This window comes from Oceanobacillus sp. CAU 1775 (genome assembly GCF_054482815.1).
Window position 1 is genome coordinate 394,363 of the sequence record NZ_JBTLRO010000002.1, and the last position, 24,078, is coordinate 418,440.

General features: G+C 36.3%; 24 protein-coding genes. 1 reads left to right on the forward strand and 23 read right to left on the reverse strand.

Annotation, left to right across the window (positions count from 1 at the left end):
* Positions 1–8: 8 nt before the first annotated feature.
* From fabG to ACXYMZ_RS05270, 9 genes are all read right to left on the reverse strand, one after another.
* The gene (gene fabG, locus ACXYMZ_RS05230) at positions 9–749 is read right to left on the reverse strand and encodes a 3-oxoacyl-[acyl-carrier-protein] reductase (RefSeq protein WP_458947306.1); all 741 of its coding nucleotides are present in this window, start codon (positions 747–749) and stop codon (positions 9–11) included.
* On the reverse strand, positions 750–1,688 hold the full coding sequence (gene fabD, locus ACXYMZ_RS05235; protein WP_458947307.1) for an ACP S-malonyltransferase: 939 nt from the start codon (positions 1,686–1,688) through the stop codon (positions 750–752).
* A gap of 4 nt (positions 1,689–1,692) precedes the next feature.
* Positions 1,693–2,688: a phosphate acyltransferase PlsX gene (gene plsX / locus ACXYMZ_RS05240; RefSeq protein WP_458947308.1), complete on the reverse strand. Its 996-nt coding sequence runs from the start codon at positions 2,686–2,688 to the stop codon at positions 1,693–1,695.
* Entirely contained in the window at positions 2,672–3,265 is a 594-nt protein-coding gene (fapR, locus tag ACXYMZ_RS05245; protein ID WP_458947309.1) for a transcription factor FapR, read from the reverse strand. The genes plsX and fapR overlap by 17 nt, the downstream gene beginning before the upstream one ends.
* A 130-nt stretch (positions 3,266–3,395) precedes the next feature.
* Positions 3,396–5,429: an ATP-dependent DNA helicase RecG gene (gene recG, locus ACXYMZ_RS05250; RefSeq protein ID WP_458947310.1), complete on the reverse strand. Its 2,034-nt coding sequence runs from the start codon at positions 5,427–5,429 to the stop codon at positions 3,396–3,398.
* Positions 5,430–5,473: 44 nt separating this feature from the next.
* A complete protein-coding gene (sdaAA, locus tag ACXYMZ_RS05255; RefSeq protein ID WP_458947311.1) occupies positions 5,474–6,349 on the reverse strand; it encodes an L-serine ammonia-lyase, iron-sulfur-dependent, subunit alpha in 876 nt (291 codons plus the stop codon).
* Between the two features lie 20 nt (positions 6,350–6,369).
* Positions 6,370–7,032 carry an L-serine ammonia-lyase, iron-sulfur-dependent subunit beta gene (gene sdaAB / locus ACXYMZ_RS05260; RefSeq protein ID WP_458947312.1) on the reverse strand — a complete coding sequence of 221 codons (663 nt, stop codon included), beginning with the start codon at positions 7,030–7,032 and terminating at the stop codon, positions 6,370–6,372.
* A gap of 329 nt (positions 7,033–7,361) precedes the next feature.
* Positions 7,362–9,020, reverse strand: coding sequence for a DAK2 domain-containing protein (locus ACXYMZ_RS05265; protein WP_458947313.1), 1,659 nt, complete (start codon positions 9,018–9,020; stop codon positions 7,362–7,364).
* A gap of 27 nt (positions 9,021–9,047) precedes the next feature.
* Positions 9,048–9,410: an Asp23/Gls24 family envelope stress response protein gene (locus tag ACXYMZ_RS05270; protein WP_458947314.1), complete on the reverse strand. Its 363-nt coding sequence runs from the start codon at positions 9,408–9,410 to the stop codon at positions 9,048–9,050.
* A gap of 518 nt (positions 9,411–9,928) precedes the next feature.
* Here ACXYMZ_RS05270 and rpmB point away from each other — a divergent pair.
* Positions 9,929–10,117, forward strand: a complete 189-nt coding sequence (gene rpmB, locus ACXYMZ_RS05275; protein ID WP_458947315.1) for a 50S ribosomal protein L28 — start codon at positions 9,929–9,931, stop codon at positions 10,115–10,117.
* A gap of 211 nt (positions 10,118–10,328) precedes the next feature.
* Here the strand turns inward: rpmB and spoVM are convergent, their stop codons facing one another.
* The 14 genes from spoVM to ACXYMZ_RS05345 form a co-directional block, all read right to left on the reverse strand.
* On the reverse strand, positions 10,329–10,439 hold the full coding sequence (spoVM, locus tag ACXYMZ_RS05280) for a stage V sporulation protein SpoVM (protein ID WP_458947316.1): 111 nt from the start codon (positions 10,437–10,439) through the stop codon (positions 10,329–10,331).
* 5 nt (positions 10,440–10,444) lie between these two features.
* Entirely contained in the window at positions 10,445–11,104 is a 660-nt protein-coding gene (locus ACXYMZ_RS05285; RefSeq protein WP_458947317.1) for a thiamine diphosphokinase, read from the reverse strand.
* 3 nt (positions 11,105–11,107) lie between these two features.
* Complete coding sequence (gene rpe, locus ACXYMZ_RS05290) at positions 11,108–11,764, reverse strand: ribulose-phosphate 3-epimerase (RefSeq protein WP_458947318.1); 657 nt, start codon at positions 11,762–11,764, stop codon at positions 11,108–11,110.
* Positions 11,765–11,770: 6 nt separating this feature from the next.
* Positions 11,771–12,655 (reverse strand): ribosome small subunit-dependent GTPase A, encoded by an 885-nt coding sequence (rsgA, locus tag ACXYMZ_RS05295; protein ID WP_458947319.1) that lies wholly within the window; start codon positions 12,653–12,655, stop codon positions 11,771–11,773.
* On the reverse strand, positions 12,656–14,686 hold the full coding sequence (pknB, locus tag ACXYMZ_RS05300; RefSeq protein ID WP_458947320.1) for a Stk1 family PASTA domain-containing Ser/Thr kinase: 2,031 nt from the start codon (positions 14,684–14,686) through the stop codon (positions 12,656–12,658). It lies immediately after the preceding gene.
* Complete coding sequence (locus ACXYMZ_RS05305; RefSeq protein ID WP_458947321.1) at positions 14,683–15,441, reverse strand: Stp1/IreP family PP2C-type Ser/Thr phosphatase; 759 nt, start codon at positions 15,439–15,441, stop codon at positions 14,683–14,685. Before ACXYMZ_RS05305 ends, pknB begins: the two co-directional genes overlap by 4 nt.
* A 76-nt stretch (positions 15,442–15,517) precedes the next feature.
* Positions 15,518–16,867, reverse strand: coding sequence for a 16S rRNA (cytosine(967)-C(5))-methyltransferase RsmB (gene rsmB, locus ACXYMZ_RS05310; protein WP_458947322.1), 1,350 nt, complete (start codon positions 16,865–16,867; stop codon positions 15,518–15,520).
* 1 nt (position 16,868) lies between these two features.
* Positions 16,869–17,810, reverse strand: coding sequence for a methionyl-tRNA formyltransferase (gene fmt, locus ACXYMZ_RS05315; protein WP_458947323.1), 942 nt, complete (start codon positions 17,808–17,810; stop codon positions 16,869–16,871).
* 290 nt (positions 17,811–18,100) lie between these two features.
* A complete protein-coding gene (priA, locus tag ACXYMZ_RS05320) occupies positions 18,101–20,509 on the reverse strand; it encodes a primosomal protein N' (protein WP_458947324.1) in 2,409 nt (802 codons plus the stop codon).
* Positions 20,506–21,714 carry a bifunctional phosphopantothenoylcysteine decarboxylase/phosphopantothenate--cysteine ligase CoaBC gene (gene coaBC, locus ACXYMZ_RS05325; protein ID WP_458947325.1) on the reverse strand — a complete coding sequence of 403 codons (1,209 nt, stop codon included), beginning with the start codon at positions 21,712–21,714 and terminating at the stop codon, positions 20,506–20,508. The genes priA and coaBC overlap by 4 nt, the downstream gene beginning before the upstream one ends.
* Positions 21,715–21,855: 141 nt before the next feature.
* Positions 21,856–22,050, reverse strand: coding sequence for a DNA-directed RNA polymerase subunit omega (gene rpoZ / locus ACXYMZ_RS05330; RefSeq protein ID WP_458947326.1), 195 nt, complete (start codon positions 22,048–22,050; stop codon positions 21,856–21,858).
* A gap of 2 nt (positions 22,051–22,052) precedes the next feature.
* Entirely contained in the window at positions 22,053–22,667 is a 615-nt protein-coding gene (gmk, locus tag ACXYMZ_RS05335) for a guanylate kinase (RefSeq protein ID WP_458947327.1), read from the reverse strand.
* 65 nt (positions 22,668–22,732) lie between these two features.
* Positions 22,733–22,984: an extracellular matrix/biofilm regulator RemA gene (remA, locus tag ACXYMZ_RS05340; protein ID WP_458947495.1), complete on the reverse strand. Its 252-nt coding sequence runs from the start codon at positions 22,982–22,984 to the stop codon at positions 22,733–22,735.
* A 103-nt stretch (positions 22,985–23,087) separates the two neighbouring features.
* Positions 23,088–23,969 carry a YicC/YloC family endoribonuclease gene (locus ACXYMZ_RS05345; RefSeq protein WP_458947328.1) on the reverse strand — a complete coding sequence of 294 codons (882 nt, stop codon included), beginning with the start codon at positions 23,967–23,969 and terminating at the stop codon, positions 23,088–23,090.
* Between the last annotated feature and the right edge of the window lie 109 nt (positions 23,970–24,078).

Consider the following 24,078-nt stretch of genomic DNA (forward strand, 5'->3'; position numbering starts at 1 on the left):
TTATTACACTACATAATCATTCCACCATCAATATGAAGTGTTTGTCCTGTAATATAATTTGCATCCTCTGATGCTAAAAAGCGAACGACTTTCGCTACATCCTCAGGCTCCCCAAATCTAGCTAAAGGAATCATGTTTAACATCATTTCTTTTTGGTCTTCATTTAATTCATCTGTCATGTCCGTTGATATAAACCCAGGAGCAACAGCATTTACAAGAATGTTTCGTGAAGCAAGCTCTTTCGCAGTAGTCTTCGTTAAACCAATCACACCGGCTTTTGCTGCAACATAGTTTGCTTGGCCAGGATTACCACCTACACCAACGATAGAAGCTACATTAATGATTCTTCCATTTCTTTGTTTCATCATCTGTCTAGTTACAGCTTTCGTACACAAGAATACCCCTTTTAAATTGATGTTAATCACTTCATCAAATTCTTCTTCCTTCATACGCATGAGAAGGTTGTCTCTTGTTATACCAGCATTATTTACTAGGATATCCAGGCTTCCGAATTCTGTCACTACTTTTTTCACCATATCTTTGACGCTTTGTTCATTAGAAACATTCGCTTGGATTTTAAAAGCTTCCACTCCAAGAGCTTTTATTTCTTCTACTACAGCTGCTGCTTTGTCTTCGCTTCCTGCATAGTTAACTGCAACATTGGCTCCTTGTTTCGCTAACTCCAGAGCTATTGTTCGTCCGATACCTCTTGATGCACCAGTTACTAAAGCTGCTTTCCCTTTTAACATTTATGCATCCTCCTTAAACCACTCAATAAAAGCCTCTAAAGATTGAACGTCTTGAACAGCAAACGTTTTTACTGATCGATCAATTTTTTTAAGTAACCCAGAAAGTACTTTTCCATTACCAACTTCTACAAACGCATCTACATCTTCTTTTAGCATGTTTTCAATTGATTCCTCAAAACGAACAGGAGAATATAATTGTTTAACTAGAAGTTCTTTGATTTGCTCTCGTTCCGTCACAGGTGCTGCTGATACATTTGCATAAACAGGAATCATAGCATTTTCTATTTTTACCTCGTTAAGATATGCAGAAAACTCTTCATTCGCAGCTTCCATTAATCTCGAATGGAATGGCCCACTAACGTTTAGAGGTAAAACTCGTTTCGCTCCAGATTCTTTTAACTTCTCTGTTGCCAATTCAACACCTTTTATGGAACCTGAGATAACAATTTGACCAGGGCAATTTATATTAGCTAAGTCTACAATTTCTTCTGTTATATCTTCAAGAACTTCACTAACCTGTTCTACTGAAAGTCCAAGTACAGCAGCCATTGTTCCCTGCCCACTAGGAAATGCTTCTTCCATCAAACGCCCACGTGTCGCAACAAGGGGAAGTGCCTCATCAAAACTAATAGCTCCAGCTGCAACAAGTGCACTATATTCACCCAAGCTATGTCCTACTGTCATTTGTGGCTGAATTCCTTTTTCAATTAAGATTTGATGAATAGCAATACTTGTTAAAAGTAAAGCAGGTTGTGCATTTTCTGTTTCTGTCAATGTTTCTTTTGGACCAGCAAACATAATTTCTGTAAGATCTTTATTTAGTAATTCATTTGCTTTAGAAAAAAGCTTTTCGACTTGGGGATAATTCTGATAGAATTCTTCCCCCATTCCGACTGCTTGTGACCCTTGGCCAGGGAACATAAAAGCAACGCGCTTCATGAAATCACTCCTCAATATTCATTGTTTCAACCGTTTTTCTAATCGTTTCTGTCACATCATAATCTACCATATGCTTTGCTTGTCTGATTGCACTCAGAATAGCTCGAGCATTTGAAGATCCATGTGCTTTTATAACGGGAGCTTGTAATCCAAATAGTCCAGCTCCGCCATATTCCGAGTAATCCAAACGACTTTTCAATGATTTTAAGTCACTTTTTACCATACCTGCAGCAATTTTCGTTTTTAAAGAAGATGTTAAAACTTCTTTTAATAGAGTGAATACGGTTTGTGCAGTACCTTCAATTGTCTTTAAAGCTACATTACCGCTAAATCCATCCGTAACTACAACGTCTGCAACATGATTAAATAAATCACGGGCTTCTACGTTTCCAATAAAATTAATCGGAGCATTTTCTAAGAGTTCGAATGCTTTTCTTGTCAGTTCGTCGCCTTTGCCAGCTTCCGTTCCGACGTTTAATAAACCAACTGTTGGATTCTCAATTCCACGAACTTTTTGTGCATAAATTGATCCCATAATCCCGTACTGCAATAGATGACTCGGTTTTGTTTCCACGTTCGCACCAACATCTAAGAATACAAATCCCTCTTCATCAATTGTAGGTAAAGTTGGGCTAAGCGCAGGCCTTGCAATTCCTGGTATACGTCCAACAATAAATAAACCTGCACTCATTAGCGCACCAGTGTTACCCGCAGAAATACATGCATCTGCTCTACCTTCTTTAACTTCCTCAGCCATTAAAACAAGCGACGCATTTTTCTTGCGGCGAACTGCTCGTACAGGCTCATCATCACCAGTGATGACTTCATTCGTATGTATAATTTCAATATTTTTAGAATCCGTTAAAAACGGCTTAATCTTCTCTTCATCACCAATTAAAGTAATTGTAAGGTCGTCAAACGTTTTTACAGCTTCCATCGCACCTAGGACAATTTCTTTTGGTGCATGATCTCCACCCATTGCATCAATTGCTAGTTTCATTTCTATTTTCACCTATTTCTTCGTTTGATTGAAACATTTGGAACATACCCGTAAAAACAATTTCGTTATCAACATAAGAATCGACTTTAACTAAAGTATGTCCCTTATCATTTTTTCCTTCGACAGTTGCTTTAGCAATCACACGTTCACCTTCTTGCACCTGTCTGGTAAAAGTAATTTCTGATTTCACTGTTAATGCTAACTCATCATTAATCACTGCGACTGCTAATGAATTTGCTTGGGCAAAAAGATGGTGCCCTCTTGCAATTTTATTTCTCGAAAAAACAAGTTCACTCGTAATATCAAGTATTGAAATTGCTCGTTTATCTAAAACTAAATCAATGATTTCTCCAAAAACTTCTTCTATTTGCAGCGCTCGAATCGTTTCATTCCACTGATCGGTGGCCACTGATTTCATTCTTTCACGCATTTCAGGTATTCCAAGTTCCATACGATCAAGTCGGATGGTTTGAATACTTACATCGAATTCCTTCGCTAAGTTTTCATCTGTTATAAATGGAACCTCTTCAATTTTTTCTTTTAAAAGCTTTTGTCTTTCTGCTTTTGTCGTTCTCATCATGCACCAACCACCAATTTTATTAATGCATCCTCGCAATCTCATTTGAGGATTATTGTTACGTTTTAAGACTTGGTACTAACAGTAATATATAATAGCTATATTATTTATGCAACTATGTTTACTAAATTTAATCCAATTTCATTTGCAAAGAAACATCTTTTTTAAGTAGATTATATAGTTTTTCATATGCTTTATCTTTTGTTAATAGACCACTTTCTACAATCTTTTGAGCATCTTGTCTCGCTGTTTCTAGTGCTCGATAATCATGAACCATATCAGCAACTTTAAACTCTGGTATTCCACTTTGTTTCTTACCGAAAAAGTCTCCAGGGCCACGTAATTGTAGATCACGCTCAGCAAGCTCAAAGCCATTATTTGTTTCAGTCATAATACTCATTCGCTCTTTGCCGACTTCATTTTTTGGTTCTGCAATAAGGATACAATAACTCTGCTTGTCCCCTCTACCAACCCTACCTCGCAGCTGATGTAACTGGGATAATCCAAAACGTTCGGCATCATAAATAACCATTACTGTCGCATTTGGTACGTTTACACCAACTTCTACAACTGTTGTAGAAACAAGAACTTGAATATTATTTTCCGCAAAGTCTTTCATCACTTGATCTTTTTCTTGGCTAGGTAGTCTGCCATGCATTAAACCAACCTTCAATTCTGGTGGGAAAAATTCAAGTAATTGATGATAAAGGTCAACAGCATTTTGAATATCTAGCTTGTCAGACTCTTCGATTAAGGGACTAATAATATAAGCTTGTTCACCAAGGGCAACTTGCTTTTGAATAAAATGCAAGATTCTTTCAAACATATTTTCCTTTACCCATAGTGTTTCTATTTCTTTTCTTCCAGCTGGTAATTCATCTATGATCGATACATCCATGTCACCGAAAGCCGTGATTGCTAAAGTACGTGGAATTGGAGTTGCGGTCATAAATAATACGTCCGGATGTAGCCCTTTATCACGTAAAATTCTTCTTTGTTCTACACCAAATCTATGTTGTTCATCAACAATTACCATACCTAAGTCATGAAAAATAACTTCATCTTGAATGAGAGCGTGTGTACCAATTAAAATATCAATTTCTCCTGCTTCTAAGGCTGCTAATATTACTCGTCTATCTTTCTGTTTTACAGAACCTGTTAAGAGTCTGATATTGGCGAGGTCACCAAATAATTCAACAAGAGATTGATAATGTTGTTCAGCTAATATTTCTGTTGGCACCATTAATGCCCCTTGTTTTCCAGCCGTAATAGCAGCATACAAACTGATTGCAGCCACTGCCGTTTTCCCTGAACCAACGTCTCCTTGTAAGAGGCGATTCATTCTTAAGGGAGATTTCATATCAGCTAAAATTTCTTTTAAAGAGGTTTGCTGAGCTTTAGTTAACTGGAAAGGAAACTTAGCTATAAATTGCTCGAGCTTTTCAACATCATAATTCTGTGCATTTCCAGTTGCAGCTTCACGATGGAGTTTTCTTAACAATTGCATTTTAAGCTGAAAAATTAAAAACTCCTCATAAATAAATCTTCTACGAGAATGTTTCAGTTGTTCCTTATTTGAAGGAGAATGTAGAAATTGAATGGTTTGACGACGATCTGGTAGTTTATAAGCTTGGAGATATGTTTCTGGTAGTATCTCTTCAATTCTATCTCCATAATCTTGAAGTGCTTGATTAATCACTTTCTTTAGACGGTAATGACTAATATCACCTTTTACAGAGTACATGGTGAGTATTTCTGCTGACTCTTCTAGTACTCCCACTCGATAATTACTTACGGTGATTTGTAAGCGATGTGCATCCCACTTACCAGTTAAAGTTACAGTATCACCTTCGTTTATTTGTTTTTTGGCAAAAGCGCGGTTAAACATCACTGCTTTTACAGCAATACCTTCCACTTCAACCGTTAAAACTAAGCGAGACTTTTTTCTTCCATAAAAATTAAGGGAAGGTTCATAAAGAACCTTTCCCACAATTGTTACTTTATCCTCATGAATGAGTTCGCTTAATGGAAGAATCTCTAAGACGTCATATTTATAAGGAAGATACAATAAAAGATCTTCTATCGTATAAATTTTTAACGCTTTTAGATCTTCCGCAAATTTCTCGCCAACTCCCTTAATATTTAACACAGATTCATTTAACACTAAATATCACTCTTTCTAGAAAACAGTCTTATGATTACAAACATTTAGACTGTAGCACCAAATATCTTCTCTTTAAGTAGTCTGCCTGTAGGAGTATCTGCAAGGCCACCTTCTCCAGTTTCTCGTAAACTAGAAGGCATTTGCTTTCCAATTCGATACATCGCTCCAATTACTTCATCACAAGGGATACGGCTCGTCACTCCTGCTAATGCTAAATCCGCTGATACAATCGCTTGTGATGAACCAAGTGCATTTCGTTTTACACATGGAACTTCAACTAAGCCCGCAACAGGATCACAAACTAAGCCGAGCATATTTTTCAAAGTAATAGCGAAGGCTTCCGAAGATTGTTGTGGTGATCCACCCGCCATTTCAACAATTGCCGCTGCAGCCATTGCACCTGCAGAACCAACTTCAGCTTGGCAACCTCCAGCAGCACCAGAAATAAATGCATTATTTGCAACTACAAATCCAAATGCTCCAGCAGTGAATAAATATCTAAGCATTTGTTCTCGAGTAGGATTTAACTGGTTTTTCACAGCGAATAATGTACCTGGAACACAGCCAGCACTTCCTGCAGTTGGGGTAGCGCAAATAATTCCCATCGCTGCATTAACCTCATTTGTCCCCATCGCTTTACTTACTGCATCTAGTAAAATCGGGCCTGATAAAGGTGTATGATTTTTCATATATTCTTGCACTCTTACTGCATCCCCACCGGTTAATCCAGTTACTGATTCAACACCTTTTAAGGATCTTTCAATTGCATCTTCCATTACTTGCAGATTCTTTTCCATTTCTGCCATAACTTCCTCACGTGACACTTCTTTTACTTCCATCTCTTGTAAAATCATCACTTCGGAAATAGGTATATTTTGCTTTTCAGCTAATTCTACTAATTCAGCTACTGATCGAAACATATAAATTCCCCTTTCGCCTTTTAACTACTAATTTTTGTAATGTGAATAATATGGGCAGCACTCTTCAATTCATTTAACACGGAATCATCCACATTCTGATCAACTTCAATGACCATGAGGGCTTCTTTACCAACATCTTTACGATTAACTTCCATATGACCGATATTTATCTTATGTTTAGCTAAAATTTCTGTCACAGAAGCAATTGCACCGTATCTATCATTATGCATAATAAGAATCGCTGGGTGGTTGCCTGATAGTCTAAGAGCAAAACCATTTAGTTCTGTTATTTCTACCTTACCCCCACCAATTGATATTCCGACTAGTTCTAATTGTTCTTCTTCATATCCGATTACTACTCTAGCAGTATTGGGATGGTCTACGGCTTTTGAATCTTCAATAAATTCAAAGTCGAGACCAATATCTTTCGCTCTTACTAAGGCATCTTTCATACGTGTATCATCGGTTGCGTAACCTAATAAACCTCCGATAATAGCAAAATCTGTACCATGTCCTTTATACGTTTTTGCAAAAGATTCATATAAATATATTTTAGCCCATGTGGGTTGTTTACCTAAAAGATTTCGAGCTGTTAACCCGATTCGTGCAGCACCTGCCGTATGTGAACTTGATGGACCTACCATCACAGGACCGATGATATCAAACACTGAATTATATTTCATTCATACACCGCCTTTTAAAGTTTCATCACTTCTCTTTAGAGTATAACAAAAATCACTTAAAGTAGCACATTTCTATAAAATCCAATCCCCGATTTAGATGTCTATCAAACAAATAGTTCCAGCTTATTTTGAGCATAAACCCGCTTCGGAAATATACTTCGCTTTCCGCGGGCGGCTGGCGAGCCTCCCGCAGGAGTCTTCGTATATTTCCGAAGCTTATATTGCTCTTCTAATTCTTTACTGGATGAATTCTCAAAAATATACTTTAACAACTCCATAAAAATAAGCAGGAATCCATTAGATGGACCCTGCTTATTAATTGGTAATATTTATTCTACAGAAAAAATGTAGGAGTAAATTGGTTGCTTCCCATTATGAACTTCTACTTCAATATCTTCATAGTTTTCTTCTACATAGCTTTCTAATTCATTTACTTCAGCTTCTGTAACGCCTTCACCATAAAGAATTGTAAGAATTTCATCATCTTCTGTAATCATTTGTTTTAATAATTCTTTAACTGTTTCTTGCTTATCTTCATGTGAAGAAATTATTTTACCATCTTCTATTCCCATGAAGTGATCTTTTTGGATAGTGATTCCATCAATTTGAGTATCACGAACAGCATACGTGATTTGACCAGTTTTTACTTCTTTTCTAGCCATATCCATCTCTTTTTGATTATTTTCCAACGAATCTTCAGGATTGAATACTAATAAAGCACTAATCCCCTGTGGAATCGTTGATGTTGGAACAACTGCAACATTACCTTCAGCAATTTCTGCTGCTTGATCAGCAGCCATACGGATATTTTTGTTGTTAGGTAAAATAAGTACATTTTTTGCGTTTGCAGCTTTTACCGCTTCAGCAATATCTTGTGTACTTGGATTCATTGTCTGTCCACCTTCGATAACAACTGTTACACCAAGACTTTCAAACAATTCTTTTAATCCTTCACCCATTGCAACGGAAACAATACCATATTCCGCTTTTTCTTTAGGTTGCTTCTGCTTGTCCTTTTTACCGACAATTGCACTATGTTGTTCACGCATGTTTTCAATCTTCATGTTAATTAAGCTACCGAATCGCTGCCCTAACGTTAAACATTGTCCAGGGTCTTCTGAGTGTACATGAACTTTTACAACATCTTCATCAGATACAACAAGTAAAGAATCACCTAATTCACTTAGTTCATTACGGAACTCTTCTTCATTATATGGTCTATTTGCTAATTTATCTTCTTCAAATTTAACCATAAACTCTGTACAGTAACCATATACAATATCCGAGGTATCCATAAAGTCTTGTGTGATTTTATGGTGTTCAGCACTTACTAAGTCTTCCATCGCTACAATTGAATCTGCTGGAAGCTCTTCACCTTTAAGTGCTGCTAAAAACCCTTCATAAATAGTAACTAAACCTTGTCCTCCAGAGTCAACAACCCCAACTTCCTTTAATACTGGAAGCAAATCTGGTGTTCTCTTTAAGGATGCTTTCGCTTCATTTAATACTTGTTGCATGAAACGGATAATATCTGTTTCTGAATCAGCGATTGCAACAGCTTTTGCAGCTGAGTCTTTCGCAACTGTTAAAATCGTTCCTTCAACTGGTTTCATCACAGCTTTGTAAGCAGTTGAAACTCCTGCATCAAATGCTTGTGCGAAGTCCTTTACTTCTAAAGTTTCTTTTTGTCCCATTCCTCTTGCAAAACCACGGAATATTTGTGAAAGGATTACACCAGAGTTTCCTCTTGCTCCCATTAATAATCCTTTTGCTAAGGCATTTGCCACTTCAGAGATATTCGAAGACTCCGTTTGTCTTACTTCATTTACACCTGAAGTCATCGATAAGTTCATATTGGTGCCCGTATCCCCATCTGGTACTGGAAAGACATTTAATGCATCAATCTTATCTGCATTATTCGATAAGTGATGCGCTCCAGATAGGATCATCTGTGTTAAATGCTCTCCATCTATTTTATGTAATATCACCATAATTTCCTCCTGCATAAATTATTCTTAATCGTTTACAACTCGAACACCTTGAATATAAATATTGACGGAATCAACAGTAAGTCCTAAAGATTGTTCTAATGTATATTTAACCTGTGATTGTACGTTGCTCGCAATTTCAGAAATCTTTGTTCCATAGATTACGATGATATACAAATCAATATGAAGCTTCTCGCCCTCTTGTCTCACAACAATCCCACGGGAGTAATTTTCTTTTCTAAGTATCTCTGCTATTCCATCTCTGATTTGACTTTTAGACGCCATTCCAACAATACCATAACATTCAACTGCTGTGCCTCCAGCTATAGTAGAAATCACATCATTAGTAATTGTAACTTGGCCATCCTTTGTATTTAGTTCAATGGACATATGGATCCTCCTCATAAACTTCAGTTTTGTTCATAAAAGATTTTTAAACTATTCATTTAGACAAGTCCTATTCAAAAACTACATAGTATAAAGACATTCTACTACAACATACCTATTTTTAAAAGCCTATTCTAATTCCACTTTAATTTTACTGTCTTGCGTTTTTACTCTTCATACAATGGGGGAATTAAAACTTTCTGTCAAGAGTTTATTCTTTGCAAGAACAAAGGCGCAAGCGCCCGTTCAGCGACGTACAAACTGGAGTACTTCGTAATGAGATAAAGGAAACACGACGAGGTACGAGTCGATGTTGACTTATCGATTGAAGGAGTGCGAAGTTTGATAGTCGTTGGGCGCTGGAGCCGGACGTGGCTATCCCTCATCAAATGAGTTATTCACAAAGTCCAAATTCTATAGTCACCCTTACAGTCACAAAAATCGATTGCATACTATTTTATTTTATGATAAAGTATACAAGTATGATTAACGACATCTGTAAACAGTAAGGAGGGATTGTCATGGCTAGAAAATGTGTTGTTACGGGCCGTAAAACACGAAGTGGAAATCTTCGTTCTCACGCTATGAATTCCAATAAACGTACTTGGAAAGCGAATGTTCAAAAAGTACGTATAATGGTTGATGGAAAACCAAAACGTGTATATGTTTCTGCACGTGCATTAAAATCAGGAAAAGTTGAGCGAGTTTAATAACCAAAAGTGGAAGTGCCCGGTCAGCAACGTACAAATTGTAGTGCTTCGCAATGAGATAAAGGAAACACGACGAACGCAGTGAGTCGATGTTGACTTATCGTAATGGAGAAGTACGAAATTTGATAGTTGCTGGGCGCTGGAACTAGACGTGAATGATAAGCTTAATAAAAAATACAGCTTCTGTCCCCAAAGACAAAAGCTGTATTTTTTATTTATCTTTTTTAAAAACACCCATTACTACTTTTACAAAGCCACCAATAAATCTTGGGAGTTTAATCGTATAAAATTTAATGAGTTCCCCCTCCTTCGCACAAACCAAGCTTATTACTCTTTAATATCGCGACTCTTTATTAACAATAATATGCCTTGGTCGTACGAAAAAGTACCTTTTTCTTCAGTAAGTTTATTAGAAATAGTTCTTGTAGATCCATAATTTACAGTTGCTTTATCTAATGGGTAATAGAAACCTTTTAATGTAAGACCTATTACTTCCTCTGTGACAGGTATAAAAGAAATTGTTTCATAGATCGTATCTTGAAAAACAGAATGTTCACCTGGTGTCGTCCATTCAATAGAATTATATATATCTATAATAATCCCTTTTATTCCCAATTGATGAACAATTGATAGAAGTTGTATATTAATTAGCTCATGGTCAATTCTAGCTCCTGTTACACCAAAGAGAAGAAGTTTTTTCGCTCCTAGTTCTGAAGCTTTTCGGATTGCTAACTCAACATCTGTTTCATCTTTTTCACTTGGAAATGATTCCAGGTTCTCTGTAACTTCTTCTATTCTTGCAAGTTCCTTCGTTGTAACAGAATCAAAATCTCCTAATGCATAATCAATCGTAAGGTTATTATTTAGTAAATGTAGAGCTCCACGATCTGCCCCAATCCACACATCAACTTTATCCTTGTAATCACTTAAATCTGGTATAAGATGTTCAGGTCCATTGGCAACTACTCCTATTGTCAGCTGCTCCATGGCTCAATCTCTTACTGCATCTAAAATAGCTTCAATTGCATCTTTTCGGTCGGGTTTGTTAAAAACTGCACTTCCCGCGACAAGTACATCTGCACCGGCATCTGTACATTTCTTCGCTGTTTCCGTGTTAACTCCACCGTCTATCTCAATTTCAAATGAAAGATTCATTTCAGATCTCCATGTATCTAACTGTTTAATCTTAGGAACAGCTTCTTCAATAAATTTTTGTCCCCCAAAGCCCGGATTTACCGTCATAACCAATACTAAATCAACTTTTGACAAAATCGGTAGTAGAAACTCTGCTGGTGTTGCAGGATTAATGACAACACCCGCCTTCGCACCAGATTCTTTAATCAGTTGGATCGTACGGTCTAAATGAACACAAGCTTCTTGATGAACCGAAATAATATCTGCGCCTGCTTTTGCAAATGCAGGAATATATTGATCTGGATTTTCAATCATTAAGTGTACATCCAATGTCAGCTCTGTAATCGGGCGAATTGCTTCGACAATTAGAGGGCCAATCGTAATATTAGGAACAAAATGTCCATCCATTACATCCACATGGATATATTCCGCTCCACCTGCTTCAACATCTTTAATCTCTGCTCCAAGCTTTGCAAAATCTGCGGAAAGGATGGAAGGTGCAATCTTTGTCATTTCGTATTAATACCTCGGCTTTCTATTCTTAATTTCTTCTAGAAACTTCACATAATTATTATAACGAGACGCAGCAATTTCTCCTGCTTCTAAAGCATCTTTAATCGCACATTTTGGTTCCTTCACATGAAGGCAACCCCTAAATTTACATGCATGCATCCTCTCGCGAAATTCAGGGAAGTAACTTGATAAATCTTCCGCCTCTATTTCGCTAAAGTCTAAAGAACTAAAACCAGGGGTATCAGCAACAAGACCATTATTAATATTGATTAATTCTACATGCCTTGTTGTATGTTTACCCCTACCTAAGCTATCAGATATTTCTCCGGTTTTTAACTCTAAAGATGCATCTAATAAATTCAAAATGGAAGATTTTCCAACGCCTGACTGACCTGCAATTACTGTTATTTCATCAGCTAGGTATCCTTCTAAATGTTGAAAGGTGCTTTCCGTATTTGTAGAAACCAATTCAACAGGATAACCGATTGCTTCATACTTTTCTTTATATCGCTCTATTTCTTCACGCTCATCTTCAGTTAAGAGATCCATTTTACTAATAAAAAGAACTGCTCGAATGTTTTTAGCCTCTATTAGTATAAGAAATTGATCCAATAGCGTTTGATTAAAATTCGGTTCTTTGGCAGAAGTCATAATAATTGCTTGTGTTATATTTGAAATTGGTGGCCGTTGTAATTCGTTGATACGTGGCTTAATTTCCATAATATAACCTTCTTTAGGATTCTCGAATTCGAAGATAACTTCATCTCCAACTAAAGGGGTGATATTTTGATTACGGAAAACACCTCTGCCTCGGCATTGATAAATTTTGTCTTCTTTTGTTTTCACATAATAGAATCCGCTTAATGCTTTTATGATTCTGCCTTCTGCCATTTAGTCACCATCCTCATAGCTAATTACGTCGCTTGTTATCATTTGTTCATCTCTCGTAATAAAATATTCTGCATTGCTGTTCGGTGCAATAATTAATGTAAACGTCACTGGAGTATCTTCCGTTATAGTAATTTCTTCGTATACATTCGTAATATTATTTTCCATATCACCAATATAAATTTTTACAATTTGTTCTACAGGCTCTTGATTTTCCGTATCCTCTTCGTCATCTGTTCCTTGGTCACCTGTGTAATTAACATTATAGGTCACCTCAAATGTACGTGGAGGTATCTCTTCTGGCCCTAGTGAAATATATACATCCACAGTATCGCCAACTTCTAACTGTGTACCAGAATCAGGAGATTGCCTGATTACTCTACCTTCTTCAACATTTGAAGAGTGTTCATGATGAAGCTTCATTTCAAGATTGTTATTTTCGAGATACTCTCTAGCCTGTTTTTCAGTCATTCCGGTTAGATTATTGAGACTTACTGGTTCTATCCCCATACTTACCTCTAAAATCACTTTTTCCTCACTTGGAACAACTTCTGAACCTGGTGAAGGTTGAATTTGTGTGATAATTTGTCCTGCTGGTTCGTCGGAGTACTTTTCTAACGGTAAAATATCCACAAACCCTAATTCTTCAAGTTCCTCAAATACTTGTTCGAAGTCTTCGCCAACATAATCTTCCATAGTAATAAGTTCTTTTCCTTCACTTACTAGTAATGTAACTATGGAACCTTCTTTTACAGTTCTACCTGCTCTAGGTTTCATTTCTATTACATGTCCCTCTGGAATTTCATCGGAATAATCAAGTTCTTGCTCAACAAGTAAATTCAGTTCTTCTAACGCTTCTTTCGCTTCTTCATATTCCCACTCAACGAAATCTGGCAATTCAATATCGTCTGGTTGAAGTAGTCCAGGGATTAGAAACAGTGCAATTACACCTGCTACGACTAATATAAATAGAGCGCTTAGAATAATTAACCATTTCTTTTTCTTACCTTTTTTCTTTTTTGATTTGTCCTTTGGTTTCTTTTTATCATCTACATCTTCATCCACAGGATAACTTCTTGTCATTCCATTTGGTTGACTGATGATAGTTTCTTGGTTTTCTGCACCAATGAATTGATCGTCTGTCAAAATTGGTATTGCCATCGTTTCCTCACCAACTTCGACTGGTGGAGTGTACGGAGGCTCATTCAAACGGCTTGGTGAAAGTGCCGTTTCAATTGCATCTTCCAGTTCATAAATGGAAGCGTAGCGATGAAAAGGATCTTTCGCAGTTGCCTTTAAAACAACATTCTCTACACTTTGTGGAATATCCTGATTAAATCTTCTAACAGAAGGTGTTTCATTTTGTAAATGCTTTAATGCGATTGAAACTGGTGATTGTCCTGAAAAAGGTAATCTACCTGTTAATAGTTCAAAGAAGACAATTCCAATCGAATAGATATCTGATTTTTTAGTCGCCATTCCACCTCTAGCTTGCTCTGGTGATAAATAATGGACGGAACCTAAAATTGAATTTGTTTGCGTTAATGAAGTTGCACTTAAAGCAATAGCAATTCCAAAGTCGGTTACTTTTGCTTGGCCAAAGTTGTTAATCAATATATTTTGCGGTTTAATATCTCGATGCACAAAATCATTATCATGGGCATGAGCGATAGCAGAAACAATTTGCTTCATGATATCTATTGCCTCTTCAACCTCAATCGGCCCGTAACGTTGTATGTATTCTTTCAAAGTAAGACCATCAACATATTCCATTACCATGTATAGAACATCGCCCTCTTCACCTACATCAAAGATATTTACGATATTCGGATGAGAAAGGCTCGTTGCAGCCTGTGCTTCACGGTCAAACCGAGTGGTGAACTCTGTATCATTTACATAATCCGAACGCAATGCTTTTATTGCGACGTCTCGCTCTAGGATTGTATCTCTTGCTAAATAAACATCTGCCATTCCACCGCTACCAATTTTTTGAATGATTTCGTAGCGTTCGTTTAAGAGATGTCCTTTCATCATAATTCTTCACCAACTTCCTCGAGAGAAGTATGGTGAACAATTGCTAATGTTATATTATCTTCGCCACCGCGTTCATTGGCGAGCGAAACTAATGATTCACTTATAGCTTCCGTATCTTCTGAATTCCCTAGGTGATTTTGTAATTCTTCATCCGTTACTTTATTTGATAATCCGTCAGAGCAAAGAAGAACTTTATTTCCTTTATCCCACTCCATCGTATGAATATCTGCTTTAATATTCTCTTCGGTCCCTAACGCACGAAGTAGGACATTCTTTCTTGGATGAAGTTCGGCATCATCTGCTGAGATTTGTCCTGTTTTTACTAACTCATGAATAAACGTATGATCTTCTGTGATTTGTTTTAAATTTTCATTTTCATAGAGATAGCATCTACTATCTCCAACATGGGCAATAGAAATAAACTCATCTAAACAGACTACCAAAACAACAGTAGTCCCCATACCCTTCAAATCTTCGCTCTCTAAGGAACCTTCGAAAATCACTTTATTTGCTCCGTCGATTGTTTCTTTAATCCAAGTTTCGACTTCATTTGGGCGGATTTTCTTTTCAGCAATTTCCCATTGTTTTTTAATGAATTCAGTTGCCATTTGACTTGCAACATCTCCACCCAAGTGACCACCCATTCCATCTGCAATAAGCGCAAGCACTTGTCCTTCCTTATTAAAAAAGATTCCACCAGAATCTTCATTATGACTTCTTACTTTACCAATATCAGTCAGGAAATAAGCTTCCATTTTGCCCCCCCATTTCTATCCTTTGAGCAATAGTTGTATCTTGATTATTACATAAGTAATGAGATAAAAAAACAATTTAGTTAATTTTCTTAAATCGAGTTAGAAAGAATCCATCGGTTTGATTTGTATATGGAAAGATTTGCAATCCATATGGGGTAACCCCTATTGAATTTTCAAATACATCTGGTAATTCATCGAAGAATGTTTCATCCACAACAAAGTTTGTATTTTTCTCCAAAAATCGTTTTACTACTTCTTCGTTTTCTGCCTTTTCGATCGTGCAAGTACTATATACCATACGACCATCTTCTTTTAAAAGGTCAGCAACCTCTTCTAAAATATTAAGTTGGATCACTTGTAAATTCATGATATCTTCTAGCTTTTTTTCGTATTTTATTTCAGGTTTACTTCTAATTACTCCTAAACCAGAGCACGGAGCATCTACTAGAATGCGATCAAAACTCGCTACATCGTATTTTTCCTTTAATTTACGTGCATCGGCTTTTTCTGCATCTATAATCGTTAAGTTCAAGGTTGAAGCTTTATCATCAATTTGTTTTATTTTCTTTTCATTTAAATCATGCGCATGGATGATTCCCACATTCTCCATCTGTTCTGCTAAATGTGTTGCTTTCCCACCTGGAGCGCTACATGCATCTAACACTGTCATGCCAGGCATAGGGTTTAATATTTCGCTAACGAGCATAGAACTCTGGTCTTGTATGGTTAATTTACCTTCTTGAAATAAATTACTTGAGAGAATATTCCCCTTCTCTATGATAATTCCTTGCTTCGAAAAATCTGAAGCTCTCACACTGTATCCTTCTGCTTCTAGTTTAGTGATTGCTTCTTCTCTTGAAAGTTTCAACGGTTGTACTCGTACGGTAATTGGTTTGATTTCTAAATTCGCTAGACAAATTTTTTCCGTAACTTCTCTACCGTATTGTTCGATCCATCTTTCGATAAGCCAATATGGATGACTCGTTTGAATAGATAACTTTTCAATTGGATCTTTAATGTCTGAGAAATCTGGAACCCCATTACGCTGAATATTTCTCAATACACCATTAACAAAGCCTTGAACGCCTCGGTGACCACGTTCTTTAGCAATCTCTACTGCCTCATGTATAATAGCGTGTGCAGGAATTTTATCTAAGTAAACCATTTGATAAACAGACATTTTTAAAAGGGTATATACCCATGGTTCAATTTTTTTCTTTTCATTTAGAAAATGACTTAAGTAATACTCAAGTGTTAACTTTCGCTCTGTTGTTCCATAGACAACTTGTGTGAGGAGAGCTTCATCTTTCGTACTGAAATTTTTTTCATTAATTACTTTGTTAATAACTAAATGGCTATAGCTGCCACCTTTTTCAATCTGGAGCAATAATTCTAGTATTGTATTTCTTAGTCGTAATGGTTTCATATTATTCTCCTAATTGTACACCAGTTTTAATACGGTCAGCTGATCCTTGAAGATAGTCTTTTACTAACATACGCTTACTTCCTGCTGGTTGAATGTCAGTAACGCGAAGTCCTTTTTGATTCCCACAAACGACGATAAAATCATCTAGGTCATCTTTCTTGATAATGACTCCAGGTTTTTCATCATAGGTTGTCTCATCAAGTTCTGCCCACCAGATTTTCAAACGTTTTCCTTCATAAGTAGTATAGGCTACTGGCCATGGATGTAATCCCCGAACATGATTATAAATCTCTATATTCGTTTTATTCCAGTCGATTTCTTCATCTTCTCTTGTAATATTCGCAGCAAAAGTTGCTTTCGTTTCATCTTGCTTTATTGGTTCGAGCTCATTATTAAATAGCTTAGGTAATGTTTTAAGAAGTAAATCCGCTCCAGCAATTGAAAGTTTATCATGCATCGTTCCAACATGATCATCTTTTAAAATCGGAACTTCCACTTGAGTCAACATATCTCCTGCATCTAATTTTTCCACCATGTACATAATTGTAATCCCTGTTTTTTCTTTTCCTTGCACGATAGCGTGGTGGATAGGTGCACCGCCACGTAGTTCAGGGAGTAGTGAGGCATGGACATTAATTGAACCAAATGGTGGTGCTTCAAGTAATCCATTTGGTAATAACTGACCATAAGCTGCCGTAACAATTAAGTCTGGATGATAGGAAAGAATTTCTTGATAATTTTCTCTTAGTTTTTCTGGTTGAAAAACAGGAATGTTAAGTTCTACAGCCAACTCCTTAACTGGAGGTGGTGTAATTACTCTTTTTCTCCCTTTTGGTCGATCAGGTTGCGTTACTACTAGTACAACTTCATACTCTGAATCTACAAGTGCTTGAAGTATTGGTACCGAAAATTCAGGAGTTCCCATAAAAACAATTCTTTTCATAATAAAACCTTCTTTCTATATGGCTTTGTTAAAGTATAAAGTTGTTATCAGGATAGACCCGCTTCGGAAATATACTTCGCTTTCCGCGGGCGGCTGGTGAGCCTCCTCAGTCGCAAGCGACTTGCGGGGTCTCACCGTTGCCTTCCATCCCGCTGGAGTCTACGTATATTTCCGAAGCTAATTTCATTCTTTTAAGTTCTCTTAGGAGGAATCTCAATAATTAGCTTTAACATTGCCTTCTAAATTAATCGATGCGTCATTTTAACTCGATAAATATTTCTCAAAAGTAGTTACATCATATGATATGGTTGCATGTCGACGATGATTTGTAGGTCATTTTTTCGCATTTCGTCTGAGAATGACTGTTGCATTTCTGTAATGTATTTTCTCAATTCTGGTTCATTCTTGTATTTTATCATGCATTGGTAGCGATATCTATCCTTGATCCTAGGGATTGGCGATGGTGTTGGTCCGAGAATAATTGTTTGACCGGAAACCCTTTCTTGTAGTTGTCCGACAATGGATTGAGCACTTTGAACAACTTTTACATGGTTAGGATGAGATACTGTAATTAATGCTAAATAAAAATATGGCGGGTATTGAAAAGTCCTGCGAATTGCCATTTCCTTTTTATAAAAGTCCTCAAAATTATATTGGCTAGCAAGCTCAATACTATAGTGTTCTGGCGTATATGTTTGCACAATTACTTCTCCAGTTAAATCATGTCTTCCTGCTCTTCCGCTTACTTGAGTCAAGAGTTGAAAAGTTCTTTCAGAAGAACGAAAATCTGGTAGATTCAACATCGAATCAGCAGTTAACACACCAACCAGTGTTACGTTCTCAAAATCTAGTCCTTTTGCAATCATTTGTGTTCCCAACAAGATATCTGCTTTCTTCTCAGAAAATGCTGTGAGTATCTTTTCATGCGCACCCTTCTTTCGGGTTGTATCAACATCCATTCGAAGCACTGTAGCTTCTGGCATCAATTGCGCAAGTGATTCTTCCACTTTTTGTGTACCAGTTCCAAAGTAGCGAATTAAATCACTTTCACATTCGGGACAAATCGTTGGTACTGTTTCTTCAAATGAACAGTAGTGACATTTTAAGATATTGGTGTTCTTGTGATAGGTTAATGCTATATCACAATGTGGACACTCTTTCACATGACCACAATCACGACACATAATAAACGTTGAGTAACCACGCCTATTTAATAAGAGAACGATTTGTTCTCCCCTCTCGATACAAGCCTTCATTTTATCCATTAAAAGTCTAGAGAACATCGTCCGGTTTCCTGCATGTAGCTCATTTCGCATATCTACGGTAATCACTTCAGGCATAGGTTTTTCATTTGTTCTCTTATGAAGGGTTTGTAGCTTATAAACATTCTTATCTGCTCGAGCAAACGACTCTAATGTTGGTGTTGCACTACCAAGAACAACTGGGAATTTGTTTTTCTTACCTCGATAAATTGCTACATCTCTTGCATGATAGCGAGGTTGCTCTTCTTGTTTATAACTTGTTTCATGTTCTTCATCGATAATAATAATTCCTAGATTTTCAAATGGAGAAAATATTGCTGATCTTGCTCCGACAACAACTTGGACTTCTTTTCTCTGAATCTTACGCCATTCATCAAATTTTTCACCTGCAGATAGTGCACTGTGCATTACAGCAACGTTTTTTCCAAATCTTCCTTTGAAACGGTGGACCATTTGCGGGGTTAATGAAATTTCAGGTACTAAAACGATCGCTTCTTTCCCTTGATTAATCACTTCCTGGATTGCTTGAAGATATATTTCCGTTTTTCCACTTCCAGTAACTCCGTGAATAAGAAAAACTTCATGTTCGACTTTTTCGATACTTTCAAGGATTGGTTGAATTGCTTGATCTTGTTCATCTGTTAATAGCAGTGGTTCTGTCTGTACAATCGAATCATCATCGAATGGGTTTCTAAACACTTCTTTACGATAAGTTTCTAGTAACCCTTTTTCAACCAATGCTTTTACTGTACTCGAAGTAGTTTTCAACTTATTCAATAGAATTTTCTGTGAGATTTCTTCTGGATGGTCGATAAAATAGTTTAAAATAGCAACTTGCTTCTTAGCAGATTTCGAGAAATCTACTAGTGCTTCTTCTAATTGCAGGATATCTTTTTTCGGACGAACCATCGTTTCGTATTTTTTTGTTATCTTAGATTTTACAATATAATCAATCATTACTTTCTCTTGATCTATTTCTTTCTTTAGCTGGCTGTGCTTGATTAGTGAGGTTTCAAACTCCTCATATGTAATAACATCACGCCCTGCAAATAAATCTTCTAACTCTGGAGAAAGTTGTTCTTCATTTAGCCGATGAATTTCTTTTTTATACTTCGATTTTAGCACCTGTGGCAACATCACTTGAAGTGCCGAAATGGAGAGTGACAATGTTTCTTTTGCAAGCCACTGTCCAAGATCTAGAAGTTCATTCGTTAATACTGGAACAATATCTAATACTTCTTCTATTGGTTTTAACCTTTTAAAAGCAGATTCCGATGTAATTTTCACGACATAACCCATAATCTTTCGTGGACCAAATGGAACAATTACACGCATACCTGGAACCAGAACATCAATATATTGTTCTGGTATTTCATAGTCAAAGGTTTGGTCAATAACACTCGCAGGCACATCAACAATTACTTTAGCTATTTTCAAAGACGGTCATCCTTCATATCTCGTAAAATTAGTTCGAATAAACGGTTTGCGATTTCTGATTTTGTTGCTAAAGGTAGTGTCTCTGATTCTAAAGAACGGTTTAAATACGTTACTATATTCGTATCTCCTGCAAAACCTGCACCTTCTGTTGCAACATTATTGATCACAATCGCATCAAGATTCTTCTTTTGTAGTTTTTCTTTGCCATACGCTTCTACATTTTCTGTTTCGGCCGCAAATCCTACGAGAAATTGATTTTTCTTTAATTCACCTAGTGATGCTAATATATCTTTCGTTCTTTCCATTTCTAATACGATATCTTCGGGTTGTTTTTTTACCTTTTCATCAAAAACTTGTTTTGGTCGATAATCAGATACTGCTGCTGATTTCACGACAATATCTGCATCTGAAAATTCTTCATGCATTGCTTGGAACATTTCTTCAGCTGAGACAATATCAACTCTCTTTATCGATAGTTCTGAAAGTTCTTCACTTGTCGGTCCTGTAACCAATGTCACATCTGCACCTAGTTTTTTTGCTGCTTCTGCTATACGAAAGCCCATCTTCCCTGATGAACGATTCGAGAGAAAACGAACGGGATCGATAACTTCTCTAGTTGGACCAGCGGAAACTAATACTTTCTTTCCCTTTAATGGCTGATCCTTCTTTTGATGATTCTCTATAACCTCTATTATAGTTTCAGGTTCTTCTAAACGACCTTTACCAACATACCCACAAGCTAAATAACCTGCACCTGGTTCAATAAAGTTATAGCCCCACTTTTCAAGCTTTCGCATATTTTCCATAACGGCTGGATGTGCATACATATGAACATTCATTGCGGGCGCTATATAAACTTCTGCCCTAGTTGCAATTAATGTTGTTGAAAGCATATCATCCGCAATTCCGTGTGCGACTTTTCCAATGATATTCGATGTGGCAGGAGCTAAAATTGCTATTTCTGCCCAATCTGCTAAATCTATATGTGCAATTTTATTAGGATCTTTTTCATCAAATGTATCTGTATAAACAGGATTTCTAGATAAGGCTTGGAATGTTAAAGGTGATACGAATTTTGTTGCATTTTCTGTCATAATTACTTTTACGTTTGCGCCTTTTTGTGTAAGTTTACTCGTTAGGGCACATGCTTTGTATACGGCGATTCCACCAGAAACGCCTAATAGAATATTTTTACCTTTTACCATGCGATAACCCCTTTCTTCATTGCTCTAAGTTTATCATATTTTCCTGTCTTCTACATTTTTCCTAGACCGCAATCAGCATATTTAAAATTATGTATTTAAAAATGAAACCCCCGCTTTAGAGGCGAGGGTTTAAAAAAAATATTATTTTGCTACGTAAAGTTTTTCAGCAGCGATTTCTTCTAGGGCAATTCCAACTGATGTATGTGAAGTTGGTGATTCTACCATTGGTGTTGCACCGTCAGAGATATCTCTAGCACGTCTTGCAGATAAAGTAATTAAAACATATTTCGAATAAATTTTTTCTTGTAATTGATCGATTGATGGTTCGAGCATCATAATTATTCAGCCTCCAGTATTTTTTTGTATTGTTTTTCTACACGTTCTCTTTTTAAATGTTCACTCGTAATAATCGATTTAACTCTTTCAACAGCTTTACTTACATCGTCATTTACAACAACATAATCATAAGCGTGCATCATTTCAATTTCTTTTCTTGCTTCTTTTAATCGATTGATTACTAATTCTTCCGTTTCTGTTCCACGTCCAACGATGCGATTTTTCAATTCATCTAAACTTGGTGGGAATAAGAAGATAAAGACTCCTTGTGGAAAATTGTTTTTCACTTGCAAAGCACCTTGTACCTCAATTTCTAAAAATACATCTTTGCCCTTCGCCAATGTTTCTTCCACGTATTGTTTCGGCGTACCGTAATAGTTATTGACATACCTTGCATATTCTATAAATTGATTATTTTTGATCATCTCTTCAAATTCGTTTGTGGAACGATAGAAATAATCAACACCTTCCTGCTCTCCTGGTCGCATATCTCTTGTTGTCATTGAGATAGAATACTGTAAATCTGTTTGTTCTTCAAATAATTTTTGACGCACAGTACCTTTACCAACTCCAGATGGACCTGAAAGAATAAATAAAATGCCTGACTCATCCTTCAATTACTTTTCCTCCTAAAAACTTCCTACAATTTAAAATGAACCTCACCACATATTAGTGAAATTTATTATGATTCCTCGGTGAGTTCTTCATGTGTTTCAACTCTTTGGCCCACTGTTTCAGGTTGAACAGCAGATAAAATGATGTGATCACTATCAGTAATAATTACTGCTCTTGTTCTTCTTCCATATGTAGCGTCTACTAATTTATTTCTGTCTCTCGCTACAGTAATAATTCTTTTTATTGGTGCTGATTCAGGTGATACGATAGATATAATCCGATTAGCTGAAACAACATTTCCAAATCCAATATTAACCATGGATAAATTCAAAGTGCTTCCCCCTCTATCAGTTCATAGATAGTTATCACTAGTATACTTGAAATTCACATAAATTTATACTAAAAACTAATGTTGTTAATAACTATTCAATATTTTGAACTTGTTCTTTAATTTTTTCTATCTCACTTTTTAATAAAACATCCAGATGATTAATTTCTGCTGCCATCGATTTGGATCCAATTGTATTTGCTTCACGATGAAGTTCTTGACAAATAAAATCAAGCTTTCTACCAATGCTATCTTCTTCTTTTAAAATTTTTCTCATATGCTCTACATGGCTCTTCAAACGAATAATCTCTTCTGTTATATCTCCTTTTTCGGTTAGAATGGCAACTTCCTGGTGCATTCTAACCTCATCAATATCTGTTGCATTATTTAGTAATTCACTCATTCGTTTAAGTATTCTTTCCTTATATTCCTGGGTAACTTCTGGACCAAGCGTTTCTAATCGATTGGTTATATCTTCTATGACATTCAAACGACTCTTAATATCTTTCGCTAGAAAATTCCCTTCCGTTTCTCGCATTTCTAATAATTCTTTAGCTGCTTCAGAAATTGCTGTTAAAACATTTTCTTTTAATTCATCATTATGTTTATTCATTTCCACTACTTCGAAAATATCAGGAAGCGAAACAAGTGTATTTATTTCTAGCTCACCTTCGATTGAATATCTTCGTTTTACATCTGAAAAATGATTTATGTATTGTTTTAATAATTCTTGATTAACTTGAAGATGTTTTTCTGTTGTTCCTTCACCTTTAATAGTTATATAGACGTCAACTTTCCCGCGTCTAAACATCGTTTTGAGTTCTTTTTTTATGCTTTCTTCTAAATATAAAAGAGCTTGTGGCATTTTTAATGAGAAATCTAAAAAGCGATTGTTTACTGAACGCATTTCTACTGAAAGGCTAAAATCTTCATTTTCAATTACATGCTTTCCATACCCTGTCATGCTTCTAACCATTTTCACCACACCTGTTCATTAAATTAATTACGTTTAAAGTGTTTATAATTTAACTAATCGTATCACAATTGATGGACGAACAAAAGTTCAATTCTCTTAAAATAGCGCC

Coding starts and splice junctions, on each gene's coding strand:
- sdaAA (WP_458947311.1), bottom strand. CDS start 6,349: ATGTTTCGATCAGTAGCTGAATTAGTAGAATTAGCTGAAAAGCAAAAT.
- fabD (WP_458947307.1), bottom strand. CDS start 1,688: ATGAAGCGCGTTGCTTTTATGTTCCCTGGCCAAGGGTCACAAGCAGTC.
- plsX (WP_458947308.1), bottom strand. CDS start 2,688: ATGAAACTAGCAATTGATGCAATGGGTGGAGATCATGCACCAAAAGAA.
- fmt (WP_458947323.1), bottom strand. CDS start 17,810: ATGAAAAGAATTGTTTTTATGGGAACTCCTGAATTTTCGGTACCAATA.
- remA (WP_458947495.1), bottom strand. CDS start 22,984: ATGGTTAATATTGGATTTGGAAATGTTGTTTCAGCTAATCGGATTATA.
- ACXYMZ_RS05345 (WP_458947328.1), bottom strand. CDS start 23,969: ATGGTTAGAAGCATGACAGGGTATGGAAAGCATGTAATTGAAAATGAA.
- coaBC (WP_458947325.1), bottom strand. CDS start 21,714: ATGGTAAAAGGTAAAAATATTCTATTAGGCGTTTCTGGTGGAATCGCC.
- ACXYMZ_RS05270 (WP_458947314.1), bottom strand. CDS start 9,410: ATGTCCATTGAACTAAATACAAAGGATGGCCAAGTTACAATTACTAAT.
- rpe (WP_458947318.1), bottom strand. CDS start 11,764: ATGACAAAGATTGCACCTTCCATCCTTTCCGCAGATTTTGCAAAGCTT.
- rsmB (WP_458947322.1), bottom strand. CDS start 16,867: ATGAAACCATTACGACTAAGAAATACAATACTAGAATTATTGCTCCAG.
- ACXYMZ_RS05285 (WP_458947317.1), bottom strand. CDS start 11,104: ATGGAGCAGCTGACAATAGGAGTAGTTGCCAATGGACCTGAACATCTT.
- ACXYMZ_RS05305 (WP_458947321.1), bottom strand. CDS start 15,441: ATGGAAGCTTATTTCCTGACTGATATTGGTAAAGTAAGAAGTCATAAT.
- fapR (WP_458947309.1), bottom strand. CDS start 3,265: ATGAGAACGACAAAAGCAGAAAGACAAAAGCTTTTAAAAGAAAAAATT.
- rpoZ (WP_458947326.1), bottom strand. CDS start 22,050: ATGATGCTCGAACCATCAATCGATCAATTACAAGAAAAAATTTATTCG.
- rsgA (WP_458947319.1), bottom strand. CDS start 12,655: ATGGCAGAAGGCAGAATCATAAAAGCATTAAGCGGATTCTATTATGTG.
- rpmB (WP_458947315.1), top strand. CDS start 9,929: ATGGCTAGAAAATGTGTTGTTACGGGCCGTAAAACACGAAGTGGAAAT.
- sdaAB (WP_458947312.1), bottom strand. CDS start 7,032: ATGAAATATAATTCAGTGTTTGATATCATCGGTCCTGTGATGGTAGGT.
- fabG (WP_458947306.1), bottom strand. CDS start 749: ATGTTAAAAGGGAAAGCAGCTTTAGTAACTGGTGCATCAAGAGGTATC.
- pknB (WP_458947320.1), bottom strand. CDS start 14,686: ATGATGAAAGGACATCTCTTAAACGAACGCTACGAAATCATTCAAAAA.